Origin of the sequence: Arsenophonus endosymbiont of Apis mellifera (genome assembly GCF_903968575.1) — a bacterium.
Taxonomy (GTDB): Bacteria; Pseudomonadota; Gammaproteobacteria; order Enterobacterales; family Enterobacteriaceae; genus Arsenophonus; species Arsenophonus apicola.
The window spans coordinates 204,657-228,753 of the sequence record NZ_CAJCFU010000049.1 but is presented as its reverse complement, the minus strand read 5'-3'; the positions used below and the strand labels follow the sequence as shown (position 1 = coordinate 228,753).

The window sequence follows — 24,097 nt, the reverse complement described above, 5'->3', positions numbered from 1 at the left end:
AGCACTATTGCTCAACATTATTGTTACCAATGACAATCAGAACGGAATATTTGCTATAATAAGAAACGCTTTGTAGTGCTAGTACCTGCCAGCCCCTTTTCACGCTCTTAATCTGTTTGAGTATCGATTTTGATTGATTGCATAAACGCAAAAATTTCCATCCATTCTATTATTAACACAAAATTAACAATGTGAACGCGTTTATCAGCAAAGATAATGTTAAGTTTATCATTTTTATTTATCTTGCTTTTTATCCGAGTTTCAAGTGTCAAAGATAAATAGCGCTTTTCAACTCTATTTTAGCAAACAGTTTATCATTACAGTATTACTCTATATTTAATTAACCCGCTATTAGATTCTGTTAAGACAAAAATTACATTATTGAGTGATTGCGTTATCTGGTTAAAAAATTAATAAATACGATAGTTAACACCCACAAAAAGAGAGTGAAAAATGAACAATTTTGACAAGCATGACTTAACTAATTTGGTTGGCAAACACCTCGTATATACTTATGAAAACGGCTGGCAGCATGAAATTTACATAAAAAACGACAACACCGTGGATTATCGGGTCTGTAGTGGTTCCGCCAGTAACCGATGTGTAAAAGATCAATCTGCCTATATTGTACAGATCGGACTGAACATATATAAAGCATCCTGGACAGAACCAACCGGAACAAGTATTAGTGTAATTTTAAATCTTCGGATCCAATTGTTGCACTGTACCGCATTCTTTCCGCGCTGGGTCATCGAGGAACCAGAAAAAACCGCCTGTTTTCAGAATGACCATCTAAATGAAATGGAAGCCTATCGTGAAGCTGGGCCTACCTACCCGATCGAAATCATGGATGAATTTGCCACCATTACTGCTGTGCATAGTTGTGATTTAAATAATGACGGCGTAATTTCCTGTGCCACTAATGAACAAGCAAAATAACGCTAGTAAAAGCTTCGATAGGCCATCTACCGACTGATATGACAGAATAAAATGTGGATAGTTAAGTTCATCAATATAAAAACTATTTTGTTAACCAAAAGCTATCGCAAACATTTGATACCACGGATGGTGATGAAGAATTTGATAAAGAAAACCGCTAAATCAATTAATGGCTTATATTAAACCAGCAATGCACAAATAACGTGCCGACTTTTTTGCTCATAGTGCCCATGCCATAAAATTGTTAATAATTTGTTATTTTTTTATCAATCCGTTCTATACTATTAGCTCACTAATTATTAAGGAAGAAAATGTTGGCTTTTGCTTCTTATGCCGCCTTCCTCCTTACACAGATCGCGAAAATGGTGAAAAAAGTTGCAAATAGTCATTTAAGAGTAATTTACATGCTTAATATACCCAGCTCTTTATCAGTAAAGGGTAAATGTAAAATACTTTGATTAGTGACTTAAATTACAACTGTTTTTGGGCGGCAATAGAACCGGTTTAGCAAATAAAATAATCGTGTTTGTTAGCGTTTACTTTCTAAAAAATTATATAAAAATCAATATTCTGGGTTAATTAACCCAATAAATATTTTAACATAAATAAAATTTACGAGAGCTATCAATTATGTTTGATAATCTTTTTTATCCCAATAATGAAAAAAGAGCGGTAAGACTGACAGAACTTGTCGCCGACAATTCCACGGCAGTCGGTAATATTTCACAACAACATACCAAATACGAAATAGCAATAAATAACGCAAATGAAGCGATACGCAAAGCATACAAGGTTGTTGGAACACCAGTAAAATTTCATGATATCGATTTTGTCGCAGAGTCAAAAACACATAAAATTTTAATTAGTGTTGCTGACGTCATTACACCGATGCTTACCTATGGCATCGCTAACAAAGCCTTGTCTCTAGCCGCTAAATCATATCTTCTGCAACAAGGGCGTATTGGTGAAGCTGCCTTTATTAAATTAGTAGGTCTACCAAAGTGGTTTAGAGTGGGCACTGTATTCGGTGGGATCGCAGCGGCTGTTCTAGTTCAAGGCATTATTGATTCAGTCACAGGGGCGGTACAACGGAAAAATTTGCAAGACAAAATTAAAGAGTCGGTTGATCCCAGGTTCAAATTAAAAAAAGCTGAACTGACGAATGAAATTGTTATCAGTAAACTGAATGTTGTCACCACGTCAGTTTCAGTCGTCTTAGACGCCTTAGGGCCTGATGTATCGAAAGAGCAGATAGACAAAATCATTGACAATTCGATAAAACGAAACCAAGTTGAACTGAATAACATCGATTCTTTAACCAACACGACTCTGGCTGCTCTTGACAAATCCAGAGGTTCTTGGACCGATGAGGATTAATGGTTACTTAACCAGTATTTAATAGATCTTATTGAATAACAAATCTAGTCACGCAATTTTATCGCCTGAAACCAATGCTCAGTTGCTTGTGACGCTTATTGCGCTAGCGAAAACCAAAGATGATTGCAATGTAATTTTGCTAAAGCTTAAACCGCTATTACCAACATAATGGCAATCATTGGCGTTTTTAAATTAAAACTAATTAATTGAATGAGGTGAAAATGAGCTTTTGGAGTGATTTTGCCGATGGCTTTACCAGTGTCTACACAAAATATCTTCCCGGGTTATTTACCGGCGATACCTATTTCCCAGACAATCCAGTTAGGGAAGCCCGAGCGCATGAAATAGCGGTAGATTGTCAAACCTATGCCAGCAAAAATGCGCTATCGATTAAGGAAATCCAAGACAATGTAGTCGAGTTGAATAATTATCTTAAGGGAATGTATGAAAAAGAAATAAATGATGAAAAGATTAAATTTGAGAAATTCTCCTTTAACACATTAAATTTTGAAATACCAGCAATGATCGCCCCAATTATTACCGCGAACATTGTATCAGAGTCTATAACTGTCGGTGCAACAAGTTACTTAGTCTCTACAGGATAAATCGGCGCAGCAGCGCTTGTTGAGTTAGTTGGATTACCTGCCTCCTTCGAAATCGCTTCTATGGCAGCATCTGGAGGAGCTACCATCGGGGTTGTACTTGCTATCGGTTCGGTGGTTGGAAAAATTAAACGAGATAAACTGCAGAAAGCGATTCATGACGGCTATCAATCTCGCTTTAAACTAGCAAAAGCAGCCAATATTAATCACTCAATTTCTCAATCTATAAAAGTGATCAATGCCAGTATTTCAGAGCTAAAGGGAGTCGATGTGCCTTTCGCTGCGATAGAAGAACATATTTCTGAATTGATAACAAAACAACTAAATAGCATTAACGAAAATAGTCAATATTCAACAATGATTGAGCTACAAAATTTGGATGTAAATCGAGGTTCTTGGACCGATGAGGACGGATCTGTTTAAATAGCTAAATAATGTCTGTACAGATCCAACCCCCTAACCGCATCAAGAAAAATTAAACTGACAACAGCACAGAAAAATTTCGCGCGTAACGACAAAGTCATAACCCTTGGTTGTTAATAAAGTGTGAAAAAAATCATAAAATAGAACGGCTCTTGCTACTAGACTCCTAATCTTAAACTACAGTTAATTCATTTAATTATATTAAATATGAGTTTTAATGCCATTGAGTGCAATGGCATTAATGTTAAATAATTGTAAAAAAAGAGGAAGCACTAAATGGCTTTGACTAAGGAAATAAACGGTACTAATAATGATGACATATTAATAGGTAATCAAGGAAATGATGCCATTTCAGGTGATGCAGGCAATGATATAATATCTGGTAATGCCGGAGATGATACCATATCAGGTAATGCCGGAGACGATACCATATTAGGTGATGCAGGAGACGATAACCTATCAGGTAATGCGGGCAACGATACCATATTAGGTGATACAGGAGATGATAACCTATCAGGTAATGCCGGAGATGATACCATATTAGGTGATGAAGGAGATGATAAACTAGCAGGTAATGCTGGAAATGATATCATATTAGGAGATGCCGGAGATGATGAAATATTTGGTGATGCAGGAAACGATCAAATATCAGGCGGATCAGGAAACGATAGCATATCAGGTGGTTCTGGCGACGATATGCTATCAGGTGGCTCCGGTGATGATACACTAAGAGGTGACTCTGGAAATGATAGAATATTAGGCGGTTCTGGCGATGATACAATGTATGGTGATGCTGGAAATGATATCATGTCAGGAGACTCTGGAAACGATATACTATCGGGTGGTTTAGGTAATGATACCCTATTAGGCGGTTCTGGAGACGATAAAATATCGGGTGATGCAGGCAATGATATAATATCAGGTGGCTTAGGACGGGATACACTAACAGGCGATTTTAGTGATAAACAATCAGAAGGAAATAAAGGAAATGATACTTTTAAGTATCTATCCTTTAATGATTCTCTATCCGCATCACCAGATAAAATAACTGATTTTGAAACTGGTAGCGATAAAATAGATATCTCTTCTTTAAAGAAAATTAATAATTGTGATGTTATGATTAAGTTGGTAAATAAGTTTTCCAAGCAAAAAAATGAAATGATAATTAATTATAATAAAACAGAAAATTTAACCAAATTAATGCTTGATCATGATGGCGACGGACAAGCAGAGTTTCAAATCGACATCATCGGCACCGTTGATCCGGCAAAGGATATTATCATTTAACCTGCAAAAAACTAATTTTAGCCAGCAGCCCACCAACTTATTACTGATTGAGCGGGTTGCTTTACTCAGCACTGCATCTTGTTACGATATATTAATTGGCTACCAATCTTCTTGCTCAAAGCACACTCTCTTATCACCAAGCGCCTTAATTAGCTTGATATGGCGGTCTGTTACTTTTAATCCCTAGGTTCGAAATCCTAGCAACACTTCTGGCACCCAAACTATCAAAGACTTCCTTACCTTTTAGGGTAAGCTGGACTGTATCTAGCCGCAAGGCAGAAATTGTTTATGCACTTTGCGCATTTAATATAGAAATTATTACCGGCAAAAATTCGACTAACGACTAGCCGGGAAGCTAATTTGTAAGCCACTTTTTCCGATTAAACAAATTGCCTTAGCACTGGAGCGATTTCAGCAAACCAGTCTATTTTCATTTGATCTCAGAATTAGGTTTTAGATTTTTGCTGACACAAGTACTCATGCCAGCGCCATTTGTTCTGACAATATATGCTTTAACCTTGTTACTTATCCGGTGTTATTAATTGTGCCGTGATGGTTTCGTTATTGCTGTAGTTAATCACTTGTTTGGCTTCTAGGATCAGATTACCGGTTTGCGTTGAGATAGCCGCCGCATTACTTTCAATCCTTTCACTTGGCTCACCTCTGGCATTTTTCTGCAGCCAAAGATTGTTATAGGCTTCAATTTTAGCGCTTTCACCCTGATTGCTGATGATATTACTAAATAGATGCATATTTTGTTGAGCGGTTATTTTACCTTGATTAATTAGGCTATTGCTTTCAATTAATAGATCTTGCTGAGATAAAATTTCACTAGTTGCAGGGATTATAACGGCTGGCGCTTTGGCAGTTAAATGACGTTTAGTGGTAATATGGCCTAGCGTCAGTTTGCCTTTAGCAGAAACAAATAAATCTCTTTCACTAGTTTTAATATTATCCAGCTTAACTTCACATTTTGGCTCGGTGGCAATTATTTTAACTCGATTGGCATAGATCCCACCCGATCCTGTAATACTAACAGCAAATTGTGGTTTTAGGCTCGGGCTAGTTATTTGGGAAATCTTTCCAGTGTGATAATCAATCGCATTACTGCCTGGCAATAAGCTAATAGTTTTGCCGAGAATACTGGCATTGATAGTAACAGTACGGCTGATCATCTCTGCATAATCTTGACTACCACTATAGAGTCCTTTATTAAGGATCCTAATATCACCTTTTTTCACCCTAAGATGGGCAAATTCGCCTCGTTGATTCAGTGCCGGCTGGCCCGTTGTTAAGGTTAATCCACCAATATTGCTGAAATGACAGCCATCACAGCTGATGCCATTAGGATTAGCGATGATCACATCCGCTTTCCTACCTGCAATTTCCAATTTGCCCTTAAGCTGTGAAGAAGATGAGCCGGTTACTTCATTAATGATCAAGCTTGCTGCCCGCTCAACCAGCTGTTCATTTTTAGCCAGTTGACCAACTAGTTCACTATGAGTGGATCGGATGGCATTGTTCAAGACCGCACCTTGCGGCGGTATATTGAATTGCTGATAGTGATTATGAGAAATACCCGCCTGATTTGGCGCAGCTATATTGATGATAGGAATTTGATTTTTAACCGATAGCTGAGTTTGGTCATTTATCGCTTGGATAGTGGAACTGAAAACCGGCAACAGAGGATAACTGGCAATAAGATAAACTATTTTGGTGCTATAACGAATAATTTTATTTTTCATTGCATTACCTATATTCTATTTTTGCATAAATATGAGGGTGAAAATTAACGTCTCAAAATAGAAAACAAAAATTTAATAGGCAATATATAATAATCAACAATTTAATTAGTTATTCTAATAATGATCATTATTTTTAACTATAATTCAATATGTTAAATTTAATTAATGGTATTTTGTTTTTATTCCTAGAATTAAATATGATTTCTATAATTTTATGTTTAATAAATAAAAGCCAGTGTTTAGATAATCACTGGCTTTAATAGAATCATTGATGGTAATTAAATTTAGTTAACGACTTACTGCGGCAAAAGCCTGAGCAATCCTTTGAACATTATGTTGATTAACACCCGCCATACAAATACGCCCTGTGCTAACCAAATATATCGCGAACTCCTCACGTAAACGCGCAACCTGTTCTGGGCTAAAGCCGGTGTAACTAAACATACCATGCTGCTTTAGTAGGTGATCAAAGTTTTTCTCAGGTAACACATTTTTCAAATTGCTAACTAGCATTGTACGCATAGCAAAGATGCGCTGGCGCATCGATTCTACCTCACTTAACCATTCAGTGCGTAATGAATCATTGGTTAGCACATGTTCGACAATTTTAGCGCCATTTGACGGCGGGCTCGAATAGAGACGACGTACACCCGCCTTTAGTTGGCCAAATACCCGTTCACACTGTTGTTGATTTTGGCAAATAATAGATAGACCGCCAACCCGATCACCGTATAAACCAAAAATCTTGGAAAATGAATTACTGACAAATACCGGTAAGCCAGCCTGAGCCATTGTGCGAATAGCATAAACGTCCTCATCCATACTTTTAGCAAATCCCTGATAAGCCATATCAAGAAAAGGAATAAGATGACGCGCTTTTGCCACTTCGGTTATTTGATCCCATTGCTGCGCTGTTAAATCCGAGCCGGTCGGATTATGACAACATGGATGCATAAAGATAATACTTTTGCTGGCAGTTGTTTGAATGTTGCCAGCATTTCTGCAAATTTTACCCCTTTGGTCTCGACATCAAAATAGGGGTAATAATGGACGTTAATGCCTGATCCCATAAAGATAGAAGCATGATTTTCCCATGTCGGATCACTACACCAAACCTCTGAAGCAGGAAAATAACGATGTAAAAAATCGGCTCCTAGTTTTAAGGCTCCTGATCCTCCAATAGTCTGTACTGTTGCAATACGTTGCTCTTTTATTAGTGGGTTATCCGCACCAAAAAGCAGCTTTTGAACCGCTAACCGATAGTTATGTAATCCTTCCATCGGCAAATAGAGGGAGGCTATAGCGGGTAATTGGTTAAGCTCTGTTTTTGCTTTACCAACAGTTCCAAGTTGAGGAGTATACCCTTTGCCGTCATAATAAAGGCCAATGCTAAGGTTAATTTTATTTTCACGGGGATCCTTATTAAATTCATCCATCAATGATAGGATAGGATCACCCGCAAAGGCATCAACATTCTGAAACACTTAAAATTCTCCCTACTATCAGCACAGCCATTTTTTATTAAATAACCTACGACAAATTTATTCGTCCAGGTATTCCATTGCTACCCGCGAGGTTAGCTTTGTTAGTAATTCATAATCACTGACCCCAGTATATGCTGCCACTTCTTCAACAGGCAATAGTTCTCCCCATATGATCGCTTCATCGCCGACCTTATCTTTACTTTCAAATCCTAAATCTACTGAGATCATATCCATAGAGACTCTACCAACAATCGACACTTTGCGCCCATTTATTAGTATTGGTGTACCAGATGGGGCATTGCGGGGATAACCATCGCCATAACCAATAGCAACTACACCCAGATTGGTATCCTGCTCACTAACCCAAACTCCACCATAACCAACCGGCTCTCCGGCTTTATGTTGACGAATAGCAATTAAATTAGATTTGAGTGTCATCGCTGGTAGGAGACCAAAATCTTTGCCTTGTTTACCTTCTTGTGGTGAAGCACCATACATCATAATGCCAGGGCGCACCCAATCAAAATATGATGCCTGCCATAATAAAATACCGGCGGATGCCGCGATCGATTTTTCACCCGGTTTATCTTTTATAAAAGCATTAAAACAAGCCAATTGCTGATTGGTAGCAGCCGGGAGCCCTGGCTCATCCGCACGGCTAAAATGGCTCATAATATTGATAGGCTTTTGGATATTTTGGCATGCCATCAAGCGCGCATAAGATATTGCTGCCTCTTCAGGTCTAAACCCCAAACGGTGCATACCAGTATCAAGTTTCATCCAAACTTTTATCGGTTTTTCTAATTTAATCTGTTCTAACGTTTCAAGTTGTTCAATACTTTGTACAACAACGTCAATTGCATGCCTAGTGATAATAGGTAATTCAGCCAGATCAAAAAAACCTTCTAATAATAAGATGGGATTGTTGATCCCATTTTCACGTAATGCTATTGCTTCGCTAATACGAGCAACCCCAAAACTATCAGCCAGATCTTTAACTGTGTGCGCTGTTTCTAATAAACCATGCCCATAAGCATTAGCTTTAACGACAGCTATTATGCGGCTATGAACCGCAATTTCCCGAACTCGTTGTAAATTGTGACGCAGAGCGCGGCGGTCAATGACAGCGGTTGCCGCTTTCATTTTACTCTCCGTATTAAATTAAATAGATTGACTATTCGTCGTGGTAGATTGGCCCGGCATAGTTATCAAAACGAGACCATTGTCCATTGAAAGTCAGACGTACTGTTCCAATTGGGCCATTACGCTGCTTACCGATAATAATTTCTGATACCCCTTTAAGATCTGAATTATCGTTATAAACCTCATCTCGATAAATAAACATAATTAAATCCGCATCCTGTTCAATGGAGCCGGATTCCCGTAAATCTGAATTGACCGGTTTTTTATCCGCTCGTTGTTCCAGGCTACGGTTAAGTTGTGATAATGCAATCACCGGCACTTGTAACTCTTTTGCCAATGACTTAAGCGAACGGGAGATTTCGGCAATCTCAAGTGTGCGATTATCGGACAAGGAAGGAACACGCATAAGTTGGAGATAATCGATCATAATTAAACTTAAACCACCATGTTCACGGTAAACACGGCGAGCACGTGAACGGACCTCCGTCGGTGTTAATCCGGCAGAGTCATCAATGTACATATTGCGCTTTTCCATCAACAGTCCCATGGTACTGGAGATACGAGCCCAATCTTCGTCATCAAGTTGGCCAGTACGGATACGCGTCTGATCAACGCGCGACAGGGAAGCTAACATACGCATCATGATTTGATTAGCCGGCATTTCCAAACTAAAAATCAAGACCGGTTTTTGTTCCGTCATTGCTGCATGTTCACATAAATTCATCGCAAAAGTAGTTTTACCCATTGAAGGGCGAGCTGCCACAATAATTAGATCAGAGTTTTGTAATCCTGCGGTTTTTCTATCTAGATCCTGGTAGCCAGTAGATACACCTGTCACACCATCATGAGGCTTTTTATAGAGTTGTTCAATTTTTTCCACGGTTTCCGATAAGATCTCTTCAATCCCTTTCGGACCGTCATCTTTATTGGCTCGGGTTTCTGCAATTTGGAAAACACGTGATTCAGCTAAATCCAGTAACTCTTCACTAGTTCGACCTTGAGGATCATAACCGGCATCAGCGATCTCATTTGCCACCGCAATCATATCACGGACGACAGCACGTTCGCGCACAATATCAGCATAAGCGTTAATATTGGCAGCACTTGGGGTATTTTTAGCTAATTCCGCTAGATAGGCAAAGCCTCCGACACTATCCAATTCCCCTTGCTGCTCTAATGATTCAGATAAAGTAATTAGATCAATTGGTCTACTCTGCTCAAGCAGACGTTGCATCTCAGCAAAAATGGTGCGGTGCGGTCGACTAAAAAAATCTGCGTTAGTTACGCGTTCCGAGACATGATCCCAACGCTCGTTATCTAACATTAATCCACCAAGTACAGATTGCTCAGCTTCTAAGGAGTGAGGTGGCATTTTTAGCCCCTCTATTTGACGATCTTTCTGACCAATAAATACGGTTTCTGCGGAATACTTCTTCGCCATAGCACTTTCTTTACCCATTAATCAATAGAGTCGCTCATCAGTATATGCTATTTACTGCTATTTCGTGACAATTTGATCATTTAATGTGAGATTGAACCTTAAGAATTGTTCCCTGTTATCTTTTACAGAAAATCTGAAAATGTTGCAATGTTCCTCAATCAAACATAGCAAAATATTGGCAATAAATCTGAACTTTCTGAAAAATATTGCAATCATTGCTAATGATTCACTAGTTAAACGTCACCATTAATCAACTGTATTTTCAGATCGTATATTCGCGAACAATTATATTGTTTATTGATTTTTTAATAAGTAAATTTTTTTAATTAAACAGAGTTTAATTATTATGAACAGCTATCCAGAGAACAATACATTTATTAATCATGTTGATAGCAAAGATCGCTTTTCTAGTAATGAATTTCAAACTATTTGTCATTATGCTAAGCAAAAATTTAACACCCTTCTGGAACAATAGGGTAACAATGTTGAATTAGCTGATTTTCTGCAATTAATTAATCTCACTGTACAATTGATGGAAAATAGTTTGCCAAAAATGGGCCAAAACCGGCAAATAAAATGCGAATAAAAATAAAATTAAGGCCGCTTTCATTAGTTAGATACTCTATATGTTCGCTAATTTTGATCGCGCTTTTAGTTCCCTTTAATTAAACCGCCCCCAGGTCTGGCATAGGTAAAATAACCTGGGTTAGTCAATTATTTACCAGTAATAAACTCAAGTGCCTGCTTAACCACAGTCACATCAGCGCCCTTTTTATGGGCATTTTCACTCAAGTGACGGCGCCACTGACGGGCACCAGGAATAGCTTGAAATATGCCCAACATATGACGAGTAATATGACCTAAATAAGTTCCCTGTTTCAACTCGCGTTCAATATAAGGATACATTGCTTGTACTGCAACAATCGGATCAATAACTAGGCTACTTTGGTCAAAAAATTCAACATCAACCTGAGTTAATAATGCCGGATTTTGATAAGCTTCTCGTCCTATCATAACACCATCAAGGTGGTGTAAATGTTGTTTAGCCTCATCAATGTTTTTAATACCACCATTAACCTCAATGGTTAACTGAGGAAAATCTTTTTTCAATTGATAGACACGTAAATAGTCTAACGGCGGTATTTCCCGATTTTGTTTCGGACTTAGACCTGATAACCAAGCTTTACGCGCGTGAATGATAAATAAACGACATCGACTATCTGTCACAATTTTATCAATAAAATCGGTTAAAAAAGCATAACTATCATCATCATCAACGCCAATGCGGGTTTTAACTGTTATCGGGATCGTCGCAGCATCCTGCATTGCTTTTATACAATCCGCTACTAACCCGCCTTCACGCATCAAACAAGCACCAAAACGGCCATTTTGAACACGATCCGAAGGACAACCTATATTCAAATTGACCTCATCATAACCATTTTGCTGAGCCATTTTTGCACATTTGGCCAAGGCCGTAGGCTCGTTACCACCCAACTGCAAAGCAACTGGATGTTCTTCCTCACTATAAGCCAGATAATCACCTTTACCATAAATAAGCGCGCCAGTTGTCACCATTTCGGTATAAAGTAACGCTTCCTTAGTCAATAAACGGTGAAAATAGCGGCAATGGCGATCTGTCCAGTCAAGCATCGGTGCCACGCTAAAACGGTGGTGGTCATGGTAACCTGTAGATGCGGTTAATTCGTTGCCTGGCGTTAATTTTGGGTTAGTTGTATTATCGTGCATTTTTTGCTGTTTTGCTATGTTGTTTTTTATCGCCTCTAAATGGCATCACTGGTTTTTAGCAACCATTATAGAGAGGGTTTATTTGTTTACTTGCTGATTATACCATAGAGAAACATCTATATGTGGAATGGCTCTATATACGCACTGCCATTTCAGACTTGCAACCTAGTAGAAAGTCCTTAACGACTGAGGTTAGGTTATCTATTAATGCATTCATGATGAAATCATAGAAAATTAGTTCCCTCCATAGCGGGGAGTTTTTAAACATCATCTGGTATAAAACTTATATAAAAAATTAAAAAAATTTTATTGGTGACATTATATTGTATTTACATAAATGTTATTGAATTGTAGTTAATTAAGGCTGAAAATGTTTTTTTATAGAATCATTAGAGAATAAATTATGAAATCGTTATTTAAGACATTGACTATTATCTCACTCTTCGGACTTAGCTTTCTTTCTTTAGCTAAGAATAGTGATATGAGTAATTCAGTTTTACAAGGAGCAAATTTAACTAAGGCAAATCTAGCTCAAGCAAATTTGGATGATGTAAAAAAGCAGTTATGTAAGTCCGCTGAATATAGTTCTCCCCCCTTTTGTATCAAGCAATTGAAATGACCAAACAAGTTTTCCCTCCTGCTTCTTGCGCTCCATTTAGCTAAACTAAATCTACCTCTTCAGTTTAAGAAGAGGTTAATTAGATAATTGACTGTTTTTATTGCATGTAAATTAAGATAATAACTGCTATAGAGATAATGATAACTACAAAGATACTAATTAATCTTTTTTTTATAAACCTATCTTAACCGTTTCTCTTGCCAATATTGTGCTGCTAAAGTTTTAGATTGATGTCTAAGACAAAATTAAATTCGCTTCGTGCTAAGTGCTTATCTAAATAAACTCATATTGTTAATGTTTAATAAAAATATCAATTAAATTAGTTATAAGTAAAATTTAATTGACTTTAATGTTAGCTAAACTAATGTTAATGAAAATTTTTATTTATACGGAAAAAAGATGAACAAATTAGGTAAGGTATTAATGACTCTATTTTTTATCGCGGCCAGCGACTTTTCATTTGCAAATCCAATTGATTTTAATTGCTCCAGATCTCAATGACCTTCCATTAACGCTTTCTGAGCGTGGTATGGTATTAAGTGATAAAAATCGTATTATTCCCTGCTCAGAAGTAAAAATTAATTTGCCATCTCTAGATAAATAAACTATATCCCGTTAAATTTATAATCAATGAAAATAAACATATCTCTTTTACCAATGGTGAAAGAGTTAAATAATAAACTTACTTCTATTTTATTATCGATATGTTGATTTTTATTATGTTTAACTTATTGAATTCAAAATTTATTAAAATCATCCGAACAAAACTTATATCAATTATAGTTAAAAATATATAGGAGATAATAGTTTAAGATATAACAAAATAAATAAGAGTAGGCGAGATACTCAAAAGCAATCTACTTATTTAACATTATTAAATAAAATCTTCTATATTTTTAAATATTACTTTAGTTACTAATTATTAGCGTTTAAAATTTTTTCAATACCATGAATGATTAAAAAGCACCAAAAATGGTGCATAGTAATTATTAGTAAAATGATTAACAAAGACAAAAATAAGATAAATTTGATTTTATTAAGAGTAAATTTTTATTTTTCACCGCTTATTTAACGTATTAAAATATTCAAATGTTCAACTTTATTTCTGGCTTTATCTAATAATTCTTTCTTAAATAAAGGGACATAACTTCTACTTTCTGTCGATTTACCAGGTAACATATTCTGCAATTGTGTTCTACATTTTTTACTTTCATCAGATACAGATTTGTCAAGAATCTTTAATAACAAACCTTCAAGACATGGCTCTGAACCTACTAATTTTATATTATTATATTCTGCTTCGTTTATTTTTTCTTTTTTCCACGCTATATCTGTATCGAGCAAAACAACAATTTCATCGTATTCACGTTGTTTCTTATATGATATCGCTTCGTCGATAGGACCATCTGGAGCTTTTCCACCTGCTGAAATCAGACTAATACTGGGTCCAGCAGCCGTAGAATATAATGATTTTAAATGTCCTAAAAATGCTTTCTCAGAGGATCCCTCACCTACTATTAAAAGTGTTTTTCTTACTCTGCGCTTGTTATTTCTAGAAGCCATCATCTATCCCTTATATGCAAATATCTGGAATTCCGCCCAAGGCTCCTGTTATATATTTGTTATATAAATTATCTTGACTTCTTAAACCCTGGATATCATCCATTCTCCAAGCTGTACTCTCACAATCACTCTTCTCTACTAAATATACGTTATGTTTCTTCAAATTATTTAGTACTTCAGGCGTATGGCAACTAAAAATTAATTGGGCATGATTTTTATTTATCTCGTCATCTTTGAACATATTTAATATTTCAGATACCATAATTGGATGTAAATCTCCGTCTAATTCATCGATAACAGCTACACCACCTTTATTTAATGACACTAGTAAATAATAAATAAGTGTAAAAAATTTCTGCGTGCCTGCTGACTCCAACATAAATGGTAATTCAAAATTGTCCTCGTTATTGGTATGTGTACCAAACGGTATAATAATTTTATCTTTTTCACCATTTTCCTCATTAATCCTTTCTCCAATTCTTAACTTAACTCCATCTAAGCCAAAATCCATTTTTTTTATGTAATTTATAGCTTGTGAAAATATTTCCGCATTCTCACTATATCTCTTCGCTGTCTCTATGATACTACCAGTATTAAAATAATTTTTACCATAAATATTTAAATTAGAATGAAAACTCATCGATTCAACAATATAAGAGGCTAGTTTGTTGCTCTTTCTATAGTAATAAGACAAAACCGTCGCATTGGCAGGTATCGTCTCCATTTCACTCTTTTCTAATAAACTTCTCTCATTAACTATTTTCTCAATTGCGTCCTCATTGATTTTTATTTCTTGTTTATCACCTTTGAGCTTTCTGTAGAAACAAGACAAATATTGTCTATTATCAGCCCTCTTCACTTTCAATTCTTCATGTAAAATTTTATTCTGATTAAATTGAATAAAATATTTAAAATAAAAGTTAATATTATTGGGGTCTCTGTTCATAAAAGACACTTCTATTTCAGAAACTTTATCTTCTTTCATCATATACGAAAAAAAAGGTAATCTTTCATTTTTACTTAAGTCTTTGAAAGCAGAAGTGCAAATCCAATGTATAAAAGCTAAAGGCTTAAGTAAATTAGACTTACCAGCACCATTAGCACCCATAACTACCAATACCTTAGTCACTCTTTCCTTTTCAAATTCCACATCATAGTATGTTTCTGGTGAATTCTTTTTAAGAGTAAAGGAGACCTTGGTTTCCTCTTGAAAAGAGAAGAAATTTTTAAATCTATACCATAGCAGCATAAACTTACCTCATTTAAACAAATTTTTGTCTATTTCAGTTGAGTTTATACAAAAAACAAGCGATGTCTATATAAAAAAGTCTCAGATAGATGAAAAATTATTAAAATTAAAAAACATCAGCACCCCAATAGCACACCACAAATTTGTAACTACTTGATTTTTATTAGCCGCTGATCCTATCAAGCATCAGTGCCATGCTAAAACGGCGGTGATTCTGATTACCTGTAGTTGCGGTTAATTCATTGTCTGGCGTTAATTTTAGGTTAGTTGTGTGGTCGTACATTTTCGCTGTTTTAATATGGTTTTTTATTGCTTCTAAATAATATTCCTGGCTAGTAACAACCATTTAATGAAGATTGCTATCAAATGACTCTCTTATACTTAGCGTAACGTCAAACTCTAGATGGTTCTATCTCATACCGTTAAGCACTGGCAATAATTTCAAACAGATAGGAAATAAAAATTTAGTGGGTAACGCAGAATAAACAAAAAGTTAACTTAGTACCTAGGCTATTTGTTCAGAAAAGTTATTTGCCATCCGTCCAAAAACCAACAATGAGAATAACAACAGGTTAAAGGAAAAATGCTGTACTCAAGCAAAGTCATGACAATAAAAGATAAAATAAAACTTAACCTTAACAAATTGTTGCTTTTTAAGCAGGGTATTCTGCTATAGCATCATGCTAATGCTGTATTGCTTATCTCTATGTGGAAAAACAAATATAATTTTTAAATCAAAAAATTATTAATTACATTCAATTCTAACTATAAGATCAATAAATTATGCAATATACTTACCTTTTTATACATGGCTCTTGGCATGATGGACGTGCATGGGGTGATGTTGCCAAAATATTACGTAATCAAGGTTTAAATGTTCATACCCCAACCATCGCAGGCCATGGTTTACAGGCAGATTTTACTACCAGTCATGCTGATTGTGTTGATTCTATCGTTGAATATATTAGGCAACAGGATTTAAAAGATCTGGTTGTGTTAGGCTATAGTTTTGGTGGCACGATTGTACAACGCTTAGCAGAATTAGAATCACCCCGTATAAAGCGTTTGGTTTTTCATAATGCATTTGTTTTACGCGATGGAGAATCGCTTTTCAATACGCTTCCTACTAGCTATCATAAAATTTGGCCAAAAATCACAATTGATAAAAAAATAATGCTACCTTTTGATATTTTTAGAGAATTATTTATTGGTGATGCAAAATTAGAAAAAGCAAAACATGTTTATGATAATTTTTTAACACCATGTTGCGCTGCCAGCCAATACGATAAAGTTCCATTGAAAACATTCGAATCTTTAACTATTCCTCGTAGCATCATATACGCCTCAACAGATAATGCTCTGCCGGTGGGTGAATATGGTTGGCATCCTAAATTTAGTAACCGTCTTAAGTTCTATCGTTTTACTACATTACCAGGAAGCCATGAGGTATTATTTACTAATCCACAAAAACTTGCTAAATGCATTATTCACGCCAGTAGACCTTAAATTTTTTTATTTATTGAAAATAAAACTGAAAATAATACATACAATAAAATATGTATTATTTACAATGATTGTAATAAAGTAAGTTAAATTAAACTTTATGAGGTAAGTTCGATTTACGTGCATTGAGTGGATCACATAAGCTCAAATCTACATGAGGATTAGCTTGTGATCTTGTTTCAGGCAAAAGAAGCGCAGCACAGTCTCTACCAGTAGGTAGTTTGTCTTGAGGAGGATCAGCAAAAACTGGCATATTGATAAAAACAAACGAAAATAAAATAAATAATTTAATTTTTAACATTTTTGCCCCTTAAATTAGAACTGCGATTGTAATGACAGGAAAGATTTATTATAAAAGGCAAATAGTAAGTTTAACAATAAATTTACATTATGTGAGATTTTTCCGATGTTGGTAAAAAATCACTAAAATTTATTGGACTTATTATCTATTTAGAATGTTGCTATAACAAGATAGCCTAGTTTTTTTACAATCATATTGAAAATAATTTTTAAAAATAATGAGTTATGATTAAATAACTACTCGGCTAAGCAAATATGCAGAAACCATTCTTTGACATATTACTTTCATCCCCACGATACAAATATCAATAATTAACATGAAATTTTTTTCTTGCTAATGTTATTTAAATGTTAAAATTATAAGCTAATATTTATTTCGATTTGTATTTAACGTTGGAGAATAATTCATGAAATTATTATGCTATTTATTTGCTAACATTTTGATTTTAGCGTTCAACTTAATTTCAGAGGCTAATGCCGGTAATAAACCCGTAGAGTGCTACGACACCAAGGTAGATAATTTATCGCCGATAGAAGAAAAAACCAAGATCGAATGGTTAATAGAGAATTGCGAACTAAAAAGAAGTGAAGCAGTAAATAATCGTTTAAAAATTTTAAATGGAATGATAAATGGCGCAAAGAATAAAACCAACAGCCAAGCAAATTAATTTTCAATTGTTAAATCCTTTTGACTGTTCTATAGCCGCAAATACCATATTTGTGCGGTGTTAAGCTGACCTCTGAACCAAAGATAATTGCGCTCGTAGCAAGCCATTAATTTTATGGATTATAACTCAACCATTATAGGCTTAATAGGGATGTTATCGATTTAATTTTAAGCCATTTGTTAATAAATATGTTTATATAATGTTAATTTATTGTATGTTTTTAATCATGATGTTCATTTATTGTTGGAGGATAAATTATGAAACCATTATGCAAGATCCATTCTACTACTGCTTTTTTAGAGTTTAGTATTATTGCTATAGCAAAAGATTCCTCACTTAAAAACACTATTCTTATTCCAAAGGGTAACGGAGAATATGCCAGAGTGTCATCCTCCTTTATTAATAGGCCAAACGAAAAAAATGCAGTTGATATTTGCTGGGAAGATCCTACCAAAGGCCCTAGATGTTTCAATGGCGATACAAAAGAAGTATATCCCAATCCTGAAAAATCAAAAATATCTGACTAATTGTAGATATATCTGTTTTTAGTCTTTAAAAAGCTAGATAAACTCATTCCTGAACGCTGTGATCTACTAATATTTCGATTGTTTTAGCAAAGCATCTGCGATCAATACTGACAACTGTGTTAATAATGAGTGACGAAGGGATGGGGGTTTAAGATAAACTTTAACGGTAAAAACATTTTTATAGCCAGCTAAAGAAATTTATTCCTAAATGGTGATAAGGTGGTTGAGAGTAAAAAAACGTGTTTGTTACTAGATTGTAATTTAAAGAGTGCTAATTGTACGTTTAGCTACACTAATCACGAAGGGAAATATTGTTAAATTAACCAGGATATAAAGTGTAAAAACATTAATATCTCTGACAAACTATGACAATTAAAATGTAAAATCGTCCAAGACTGATAGCAGTAGAAAAAAGTTAGTTTAAATCAATAATAAAATAGTAATTAAGAAAAACCCGCTAGCATCCTTCTTTAATAAGATATAGAATTGGTTAATTATTATTAATAATAATGTTATATTTACATAAAATAAAAGTAAACATACAAGCACAAATATCATAGCAATTTTATTGTTTAATTATGATGATTTCTATTATTTATTAAAAAATTAAATTATATTTATAATAATTTTTTTAAAAATTAAGTTATAAAATAATTTTTAATAAATATAGAATATAATAATAATTGGAGATTTATGTAATTAAATATTGAAGAGTCTATATCATTTTATAGATATGTAATAACATTACACAAACTAAACTGAGTAAATGGATTATTTTTATGTTAAAAAATCAAACTAAACAAAAAAATTAACAGGAAAAATAATATATAAATGTGATATTGATAATAAAAATGAATTACTGTTCAATAAAAGTAGATATAAAACAACCTATTTAGCCAAAATAAAAAATTTATAAAACACTATGCATGATATATCTAAGAAGAATTACAATGAAGCTAATTGAAATATGTGAACAAGAGACAAAGCAGGTTAATTACTTTGATATCGAATTAGTTGTTAATGCAGATATTAATTATTTGGCTACTGACCAAGATGGTTTTATTTACGGATATATCTTTAAGCCAGTAATAGATAATAAGTTTAATGCCTGGTTGCCAGCCCAAGAATATACTCCACATCCTAACCCACGTTTTTATAAACGCTGCAGCACTTCATCTCTAAAATAAGGAAACTCATCGAGATAGTTAACGAATGTTAATGCTGTGCCCGCTAAGCCTGCATTGTAGAGTTGTTCTATTCCATTGGCAATATCATCCGGGGTTCCGACCAAAGGATAACCCCCATGCCCAGCTGGAAATTTAAAACGATACAACTTAAGTTCTTCTATTGAAATAACTTTCGAATTGTTTGCCAATAATTTAACAATATGATCTACCGCCTCCCAATCTGCATTCTCCTGGGAATAATAGTGAAGATATTCTTCTGCTTCTTTATACGTTGGACGACAGACAACATAAGAATAAGATACAAAATTAAGCGGCTTTTTTCTCTTTTGCAATTTTGCTTGTTTTTTTATTGATATAATATCTTGTCGCAATTGATTTAAATCTAATGCTAACATAAATAAATAATCTACATTTCGAACAGCAAAATCTTTACCAATGTTAGAACCTGCGCCATTAAAAATAGGAATATTCTTTTGTAATGGCAATGGAAAGCTATATACCTTTTTAAATTTAAAAAATTGACTATTCCAATCAAAAGGGGTTTCGGTTTGCCATAATTTTTTTATTATATCAATCCATTCTTGAGCATGTTGATAACGTTCTTGATGACTATACAATAACTCTCCACCTAATGCTTCATATTCCTGCCTATTCCAGCCACATACCATATTTAACCCAGCTCGCCCACCGCCTATATGATCCATCGTCGCTAATTGCTTTGCTAGAATAACAGGATTATGCAAAGATGTATGGATAGTAGAAATTACTCCGATCTGCCGCGTAGTAGCTAATAATGCGGAAGCCCAGCTTATCGATTCTAAAACATTACTATGAAAATGTGTTTCCCCGTCATAGCCCTTCCAACGACCTAATGGTAATAAATATTCCAGCCCAGCCTCATCAGCAAGTTTTGCTATTTTAAGGTTGTTTTCCCATGAATTAAGCCAACGTTCGCTGACTTTGGTCACCGCCAAACCACTAGCACAATTTATTGCAAAAAGACCCAATTTAAATTTATTTTTGTTATCTAATGGATTAGAAAATTCTGCCATATATTTTATTTCCCTATTGTCATAACATATTAATAAAATAAAAAATATAAAACTATCATCAAATGAGAATAATAAAACATTATCTATTAATTCTTACATTTTAAATTAATGCCTATATCTTTTTATTTATTATTATTTATATTTTAAAGTTAGATAAATTAATTTTAATATTTTTATTATATTTTGATATTAATAATTATTTTATTTAAACAACTTAATAAGTATCAAAACAAATTTAATAAAATTTCATAGAGCATTAATGAACCTAATGATTACAAATATCTGGTCAATATAAGAGCAAAGAACTAAAATCCGTGATTACTCTATTATATTAATATTTATAACTTTCTCTTAATCCTTGTTTTTCTAAACGAGGTAAAACTTCGTCTCTAAAATAGGGAAACTCGTCCAGATAATTAACAAAAGATAATGCTGCACCAGACAATCCAGCATTATAAAGCGCTACGATTTGTTTGCTAATATCGTCAGGTGAACCTATTAACGGATAACCACCAAAGCCGGCAGAAAATCGATTTCGTGCTGAATGCAGTTGCTCTTTTGGAAATGAGTGCGTATTATTAAATGCTAAATTAATAATTTTATCAACAGCTTGCCAATCAGCCTTTTCTTGTGAGTAATAGCGCAGATACTCTTCGGCTTCTTTACGCGTTTGACGGCAAACCACATAACAGAATGTCAATAAACCAAGAGGAGTCTTTCTATTTTGTAACTTTTCTTGTTCTTTTAATTCCTTAATATTTTTTTGTAAATGCGCTATATCCATCATCGAAGTAAATAAATAATCTGCATTACAAATAGCAAACTGCTTGCCTTCATTAGAACCTGCTGCATTTAATATTGGTATTTTTTTTTGTAATGGTAATGGAAAACTATAAACGTCTTTTAATTTAAAAAATTGACCATTCCAGTCAAATGGTTCTTTTCGCCACCACAAATTTTTAATTATATCAAACCATTCGCGACTATAGCGATAACGCTCTTCATGCTGTCGCCAGAATTTTATTCCCAGCCCTTCATACTCGATGGTATTCCAACCGCATACCACATTTAAACCTGCCCTACCATGACCAATATGATCTATGGTTGTTAGCTGCTTTGCAACAACCACAGGATGATGAAAAGAAGTATGTACTGTAGTAAAAATGGCAATATTGTTTGTCAAAGCCAATAAGGCTGACGCCAATATTGTGGGCTCTAATACATTAGCATGAAAAGATGATCCTTTTTCATAACCTAACCATCGAGCAGCGGGTAATATAAACTCTATACCTGCTTTATCAGCAAGTTGGGCTATTTTAAGATTATTTTCCCAGGAATTTAGCCAACTTCCTTTTACTGTTGTCATGGCTAAGCCACCAGAGCAATTAATAGAAAAAATACCCAATTTAAATTTATTATTATTAAACATAGGATTAGAGTTATTCTGCATAAAAAATACCTTTTAATAAGAAGGATATATTAACAGTGAGTATTTATGATGCAAGATACGCAAAAATTAGATAATCTATTTAATTTTTTTATGCTAAAAATTATATAATCTACTTAATAATTTTAATATTATAGTGAATTTGTTATTTCAAAATTAATTATCACTTATTTTTCTTTATTTTATTACAACGATAAAGTGAAAAATTATTATTTTATTCACAAGAAAATCATATTATTACTTTAGTTAAAAATGATCTACTATTAAATATCATTTTCTATAACAATGATAAGGATAAATTATGACACAGTTACTTATAAAATTTACTATTTTTTCTTTTATTATATTTAGTCCGAACACAATTAAAGCTCAAGTTGAAATTAAACATTGGGAAAATAAAGAAAATGGTCTACCCTGTTCGGTTGATATCGATTATACCAAATGCTACCAATTAGAAAATAATCAGACAATTCTGGTCAAAAGCTCTAATTCTGATGAAAATAGTATTGAACAGGACTGGGAGGAAACTATACAATAAAACTATTTTCTCTAATATTACTCGTTTGAAGGATATAAAGAAATTTATTTCTTTATATCCTAATTATCAGGAAAATGTATGTAATTTAACTTTATCACTTTTGATGATAAAAACATTAGCAAATAAAAATAGCTATAGTTTAATTGAAGTAGTAATACTATTAATATCCATGGCTTAATCACATACTGTTTTTATTTATAAATTTTCCCAATTAAGTGTTATTGAATTATTTTGTTAATCACAGAAAATAAAATCTATTTCATCTTTTCCTACCTAATTATCAAATATCGCTTTTTGATGCTAAAATGGAAAAATAGATAAATCAGACGACAAAATTTAATACTAGCTAGTATGCAGACGAGAAAATTGCCGATTGCATAATTTATTTTACCGCTAGTAATAAATTATACCAATAGCATAAACGACAAAACTAATCCTACTTTTGCCAAGAGATCTGTTACTACAGCATTGCACTGTCAACTTTACGGAGCCAACCATAAATAACATACTAATACAAGAGAAATAATTGGACAGACTAAATTCATTTAACATAGTTAAAAATAACCCAGCTACATGGAAAGATCCCGATGAGCAAGCCTAGATCCTAGCTGGGTACGTTGTATCAGAAGAAAAACCTATTATTGAAAGTTCGACTGATAGCCGAATGGATAGACAAGTAAAAAAAGATATTTCAATCGGTTATTACGACCAAGAAAATATTAGACTATTATTTCTATTATTAGACTGCCTTAGTGAAACATTACGCTATTCACCACTCTATCCTAAACAGACAAAAGACAATGGTGGGCAAAGACAAGAGGCGATTGCTAAAAATGAAATTCATATTGTCGCCACAAAAATGGACAAATTTTCCCAAAAACAGCGTCTGTATTATATAGGGGGTTATCAATACCCAGCGCCGGATTGCAAAAAATACAAGATACCGGTTAACTACAAAATTATGCATTTGTTTTTTTACAAACAGAAATGTTGCACAATTCTTCATTATGCTAAGTGGTAGCCAAAACGATAGGAAAATTATATTTTAATTAACTATCGCGGATAAAATTGGCAAAGAGCTGCAATTTCACATTGGTAAGGTTATTTTTGCCGCTTAAACTCTTCTTGTACAGGACAAAAAGAATAAATTTAGCAAAAAAGATTTTAATGGCTTAAAAGAAATTATTGCCGATAAAAGCAGCACACTCTTGCTATATTTAATTAATAGACAAAAAATCATTTCAATAAACAATA

23 protein-coding genes and 1 pseudogene are annotated in these 24,097 nt (G+C 34.0%); 13 read left to right on the top strand and 11 right to left on the bottom strand.

The features are described from left to right. Positions 1-453: 453 nt before the first annotated feature. The 5 genes from H1X92_RS07180 (at position 454) to H1X92_RS07160 (ending at position 4,628) form a co-directional block, all read left to right on the top strand. Positions 454-939, top strand: coding sequence for a phenolic acid decarboxylase (locus tag H1X92_RS07180; protein WP_180559499.1), 486 nt, complete (start codon positions 454-456; stop codon positions 937-939). Between the two features lie 630 nt (positions 940-1,569). Beyond that, on the top strand, positions 1,570-2,316 hold the full coding sequence (locus tag H1X92_RS07175) for a hypothetical protein (protein WP_180559498.1): 747 nt from the start codon (positions 1,570-1,572) through the stop codon (positions 2,314-2,316). Positions 2,317-2,537: 221 nt separating this feature from the next. Then, a complete protein-coding gene (locus tag H1X92_RS07170) occupies positions 2,538-2,921 on the top strand; it encodes a hypothetical protein (protein ID WP_180559497.1) in 384 nt (127 codons plus the stop codon). Between the two features lie 60 nt (positions 2,922-2,981). Beyond that, positions 2,982-3,341 (top strand): hypothetical protein, encoded by a 360-nt coding sequence (locus tag H1X92_RS07165; RefSeq protein WP_180559496.1) that lies wholly within the window; start codon positions 2,982-2,984, stop codon positions 3,339-3,341. Between the two features lie 276 nt (positions 3,342-3,617). After that, entirely contained in the window at positions 3,618-4,628 is a 1,011-nt protein-coding gene (locus H1X92_RS07160) for a calcium-binding protein (RefSeq protein ID WP_180559495.1), read from the top strand. 521 nt (positions 4,629-5,149) lie between these two features. Here the strand turns inward: H1X92_RS07160 and H1X92_RS07155 are convergent. The 4 genes and pseudogenes from H1X92_RS07155 to dnaB all read right to left on the bottom strand — a co-directional run bounded on the left by H1X92_RS07155 (position 5,150) and on the right by dnaB (position 10,441). After that, positions 5,150-6,373, bottom strand: coding sequence for a filamentous hemagglutinin N-terminal domain-containing protein (locus tag H1X92_RS07155; protein WP_180559494.1), 1,224 nt, complete (start codon positions 6,371-6,373; stop codon positions 5,150-5,152). 288 nt (positions 6,374-6,661) lie between these two features. Continuing rightward, positions 6,662-7,857 (bottom strand): annotated as a pseudogene (locus H1X92_RS07150) (amino acid aminotransferase). Between the two features lie 57 nt (positions 7,858-7,914). Next, on the bottom strand, positions 7,915-9,000 hold the full coding sequence (gene alr, locus H1X92_RS07145; protein ID WP_180559493.1) for an alanine racemase: 1,086 nt from the start codon (positions 8,998-9,000) through the stop codon (positions 7,915-7,917). A gap of 31 nt (positions 9,001-9,031) precedes the next feature. Continuing rightward, complete coding sequence (gene dnaB / locus H1X92_RS07140; RefSeq protein WP_180559492.1) at positions 9,032-10,441, bottom strand: replicative DNA helicase; 1,410 nt, start codon at positions 10,439-10,441, stop codon at positions 9,032-9,034. Positions 10,442-10,787: 346 nt separating this feature from the next. Here dnaB and H1X92_RS16080 point away from each other — a divergent pair, with 346 nt between their 5' ends. Next, positions 10,788-10,916: a hypothetical protein gene (locus H1X92_RS16080; protein WP_255498984.1), complete on the top strand. Its 129-nt coding sequence runs from the start codon at positions 10,788-10,790 to the stop codon at positions 10,914-10,916. Between the two features lie 239 nt (positions 10,917-11,155). Here the strand turns inward: H1X92_RS16080 and dusA are convergent, their stop codons facing one another. Then, positions 11,156-12,190 (bottom strand): tRNA dihydrouridine(20/20a) synthase DusA, encoded by a 1,035-nt coding sequence (dusA, locus tag H1X92_RS07135; RefSeq protein WP_180559491.1) that lies wholly within the window; start codon positions 12,188-12,190, stop codon positions 11,156-11,158. Between the two features lie 481 nt (positions 12,191-12,671). Between dusA and H1X92_RS07130 the strand changes: the two genes are divergently transcribed. Next, on the top strand, positions 12,672-12,809 hold the full coding sequence (locus H1X92_RS07130; RefSeq protein WP_180559490.1) for a pentapeptide repeat-containing protein: 138 nt from the start codon (positions 12,672-12,674) through the stop codon (positions 12,807-12,809). Positions 12,810-13,877: 1,068 nt separating this feature from the next. Here the strand turns inward: H1X92_RS07130 and H1X92_RS07125 are convergent. The 3 genes from H1X92_RS07125 to H1X92_RS07115 form a co-directional block, all read right to left on the bottom strand. Beyond that, positions 13,878-14,375, bottom strand: a complete 498-nt coding sequence (locus H1X92_RS07125) for an RloB domain-containing protein (protein WP_180559489.1) — start codon at positions 14,373-14,375, stop codon at positions 13,878-13,880. Positions 14,376-14,382: 7 nt separating this feature from the next. After that, positions 14,383-15,621 (bottom strand): AAA family ATPase, encoded by a 1,239-nt coding sequence (locus H1X92_RS07120; RefSeq protein WP_180559488.1) that lies wholly within the window; start codon positions 15,619-15,621, stop codon positions 14,383-14,385. A gap of 163 nt (positions 15,622-15,784) precedes the next feature. Beyond that, entirely contained in the window at positions 15,785-15,967 is a 183-nt protein-coding gene (locus H1X92_RS07115; protein ID WP_180559487.1) for a hypothetical protein, read from the bottom strand. 437 nt (positions 15,968-16,404) lie between these two features. Here H1X92_RS07115 and H1X92_RS07110 point away from each other — a divergent pair, with 437 nt between their 5' ends. Next, positions 16,405-17,127 (top strand): alpha/beta fold hydrolase, encoded by a 723-nt coding sequence (locus H1X92_RS07110; protein ID WP_180559486.1) that lies wholly within the window; start codon positions 16,405-16,407, stop codon positions 17,125-17,127. A gap of 88 nt (positions 17,128-17,215) precedes the next feature. On the opposite strand, the gene H1X92_RS07105 is transcribed toward H1X92_RS07110, so the two are convergent. Continuing rightward, the gene (locus H1X92_RS07105; RefSeq protein WP_180559485.1) at positions 17,216-17,425 is read right to left on the bottom strand and encodes a hypothetical protein; all 210 of its coding nucleotides are present in this window, start codon (positions 17,423-17,425) and stop codon (positions 17,216-17,218) included. A 406-nt stretch (positions 17,426-17,831) separates the two neighbouring features. On the opposite strand from H1X92_RS07105, the gene H1X92_RS07100 reads away from it, so the two are divergent. The 3 genes from H1X92_RS07100 (at position 17,832) to H1X92_RS07090 (ending at position 19,806) form a co-directional block, all read left to right on the top strand. Beyond that, positions 17,832-18,092, top strand: a complete 261-nt coding sequence (locus H1X92_RS07100; RefSeq protein WP_180559484.1) for a hypothetical protein — start codon at positions 17,832-17,834, stop codon at positions 18,090-18,092. A 257-nt stretch (positions 18,093-18,349) separates the two neighbouring features. Next, a complete protein-coding gene (locus H1X92_RS07095; RefSeq protein ID WP_180559483.1) occupies positions 18,350-18,619 on the top strand; it encodes a hypothetical protein in 270 nt (89 codons plus the stop codon). Between the two features lie 950 nt (positions 18,620-19,569). Continuing rightward, a complete protein-coding gene (locus H1X92_RS07090; protein ID WP_180559482.1) occupies positions 19,570-19,806 on the top strand; it encodes a hypothetical protein in 237 nt (78 codons plus the stop codon). On the opposite strand, the gene H1X92_RS07085 is transcribed toward H1X92_RS07090, so the two are convergent. Together H1X92_RS07085 and H1X92_RS07080 are read right to left on the bottom strand one after the other, a co-directional pair. Continuing rightward, positions 19,773-20,858, bottom strand: a complete 1,086-nt coding sequence (locus tag H1X92_RS07085) for an LLM class flavin-dependent oxidoreductase (protein ID WP_180559481.1) — start codon at positions 20,856-20,858, stop codon at positions 19,773-19,775. The genes H1X92_RS07090 and H1X92_RS07085 overlap by 34 nt on opposite strands. A 331-nt stretch (positions 20,859-21,189) precedes the next feature. Continuing rightward, entirely contained in the window at positions 21,190-22,308 is a 1,119-nt protein-coding gene (locus H1X92_RS07080) for an LLM class flavin-dependent oxidoreductase (protein WP_180559480.1), read from the bottom strand. Positions 22,309-22,606: 298 nt separating this feature from the next. Here H1X92_RS07080 and H1X92_RS07075 point away from each other — a divergent pair, with 298 nt between their 5' ends. Further along, positions 22,607-22,843, top strand: a complete 237-nt coding sequence (locus H1X92_RS07075) for a hypothetical protein (protein ID WP_180559479.1) — start codon at positions 22,607-22,609, stop codon at positions 22,841-22,843. A gap of 664 nt (positions 22,844-23,507) precedes the next feature. Then, complete coding sequence (locus H1X92_RS07070) at positions 23,508-23,864, top strand: hypothetical protein (RefSeq protein WP_180559478.1); 357 nt, start codon at positions 23,508-23,510, stop codon at positions 23,862-23,864. Positions 23,865-24,097: the final 233 nt, after the last annotated feature.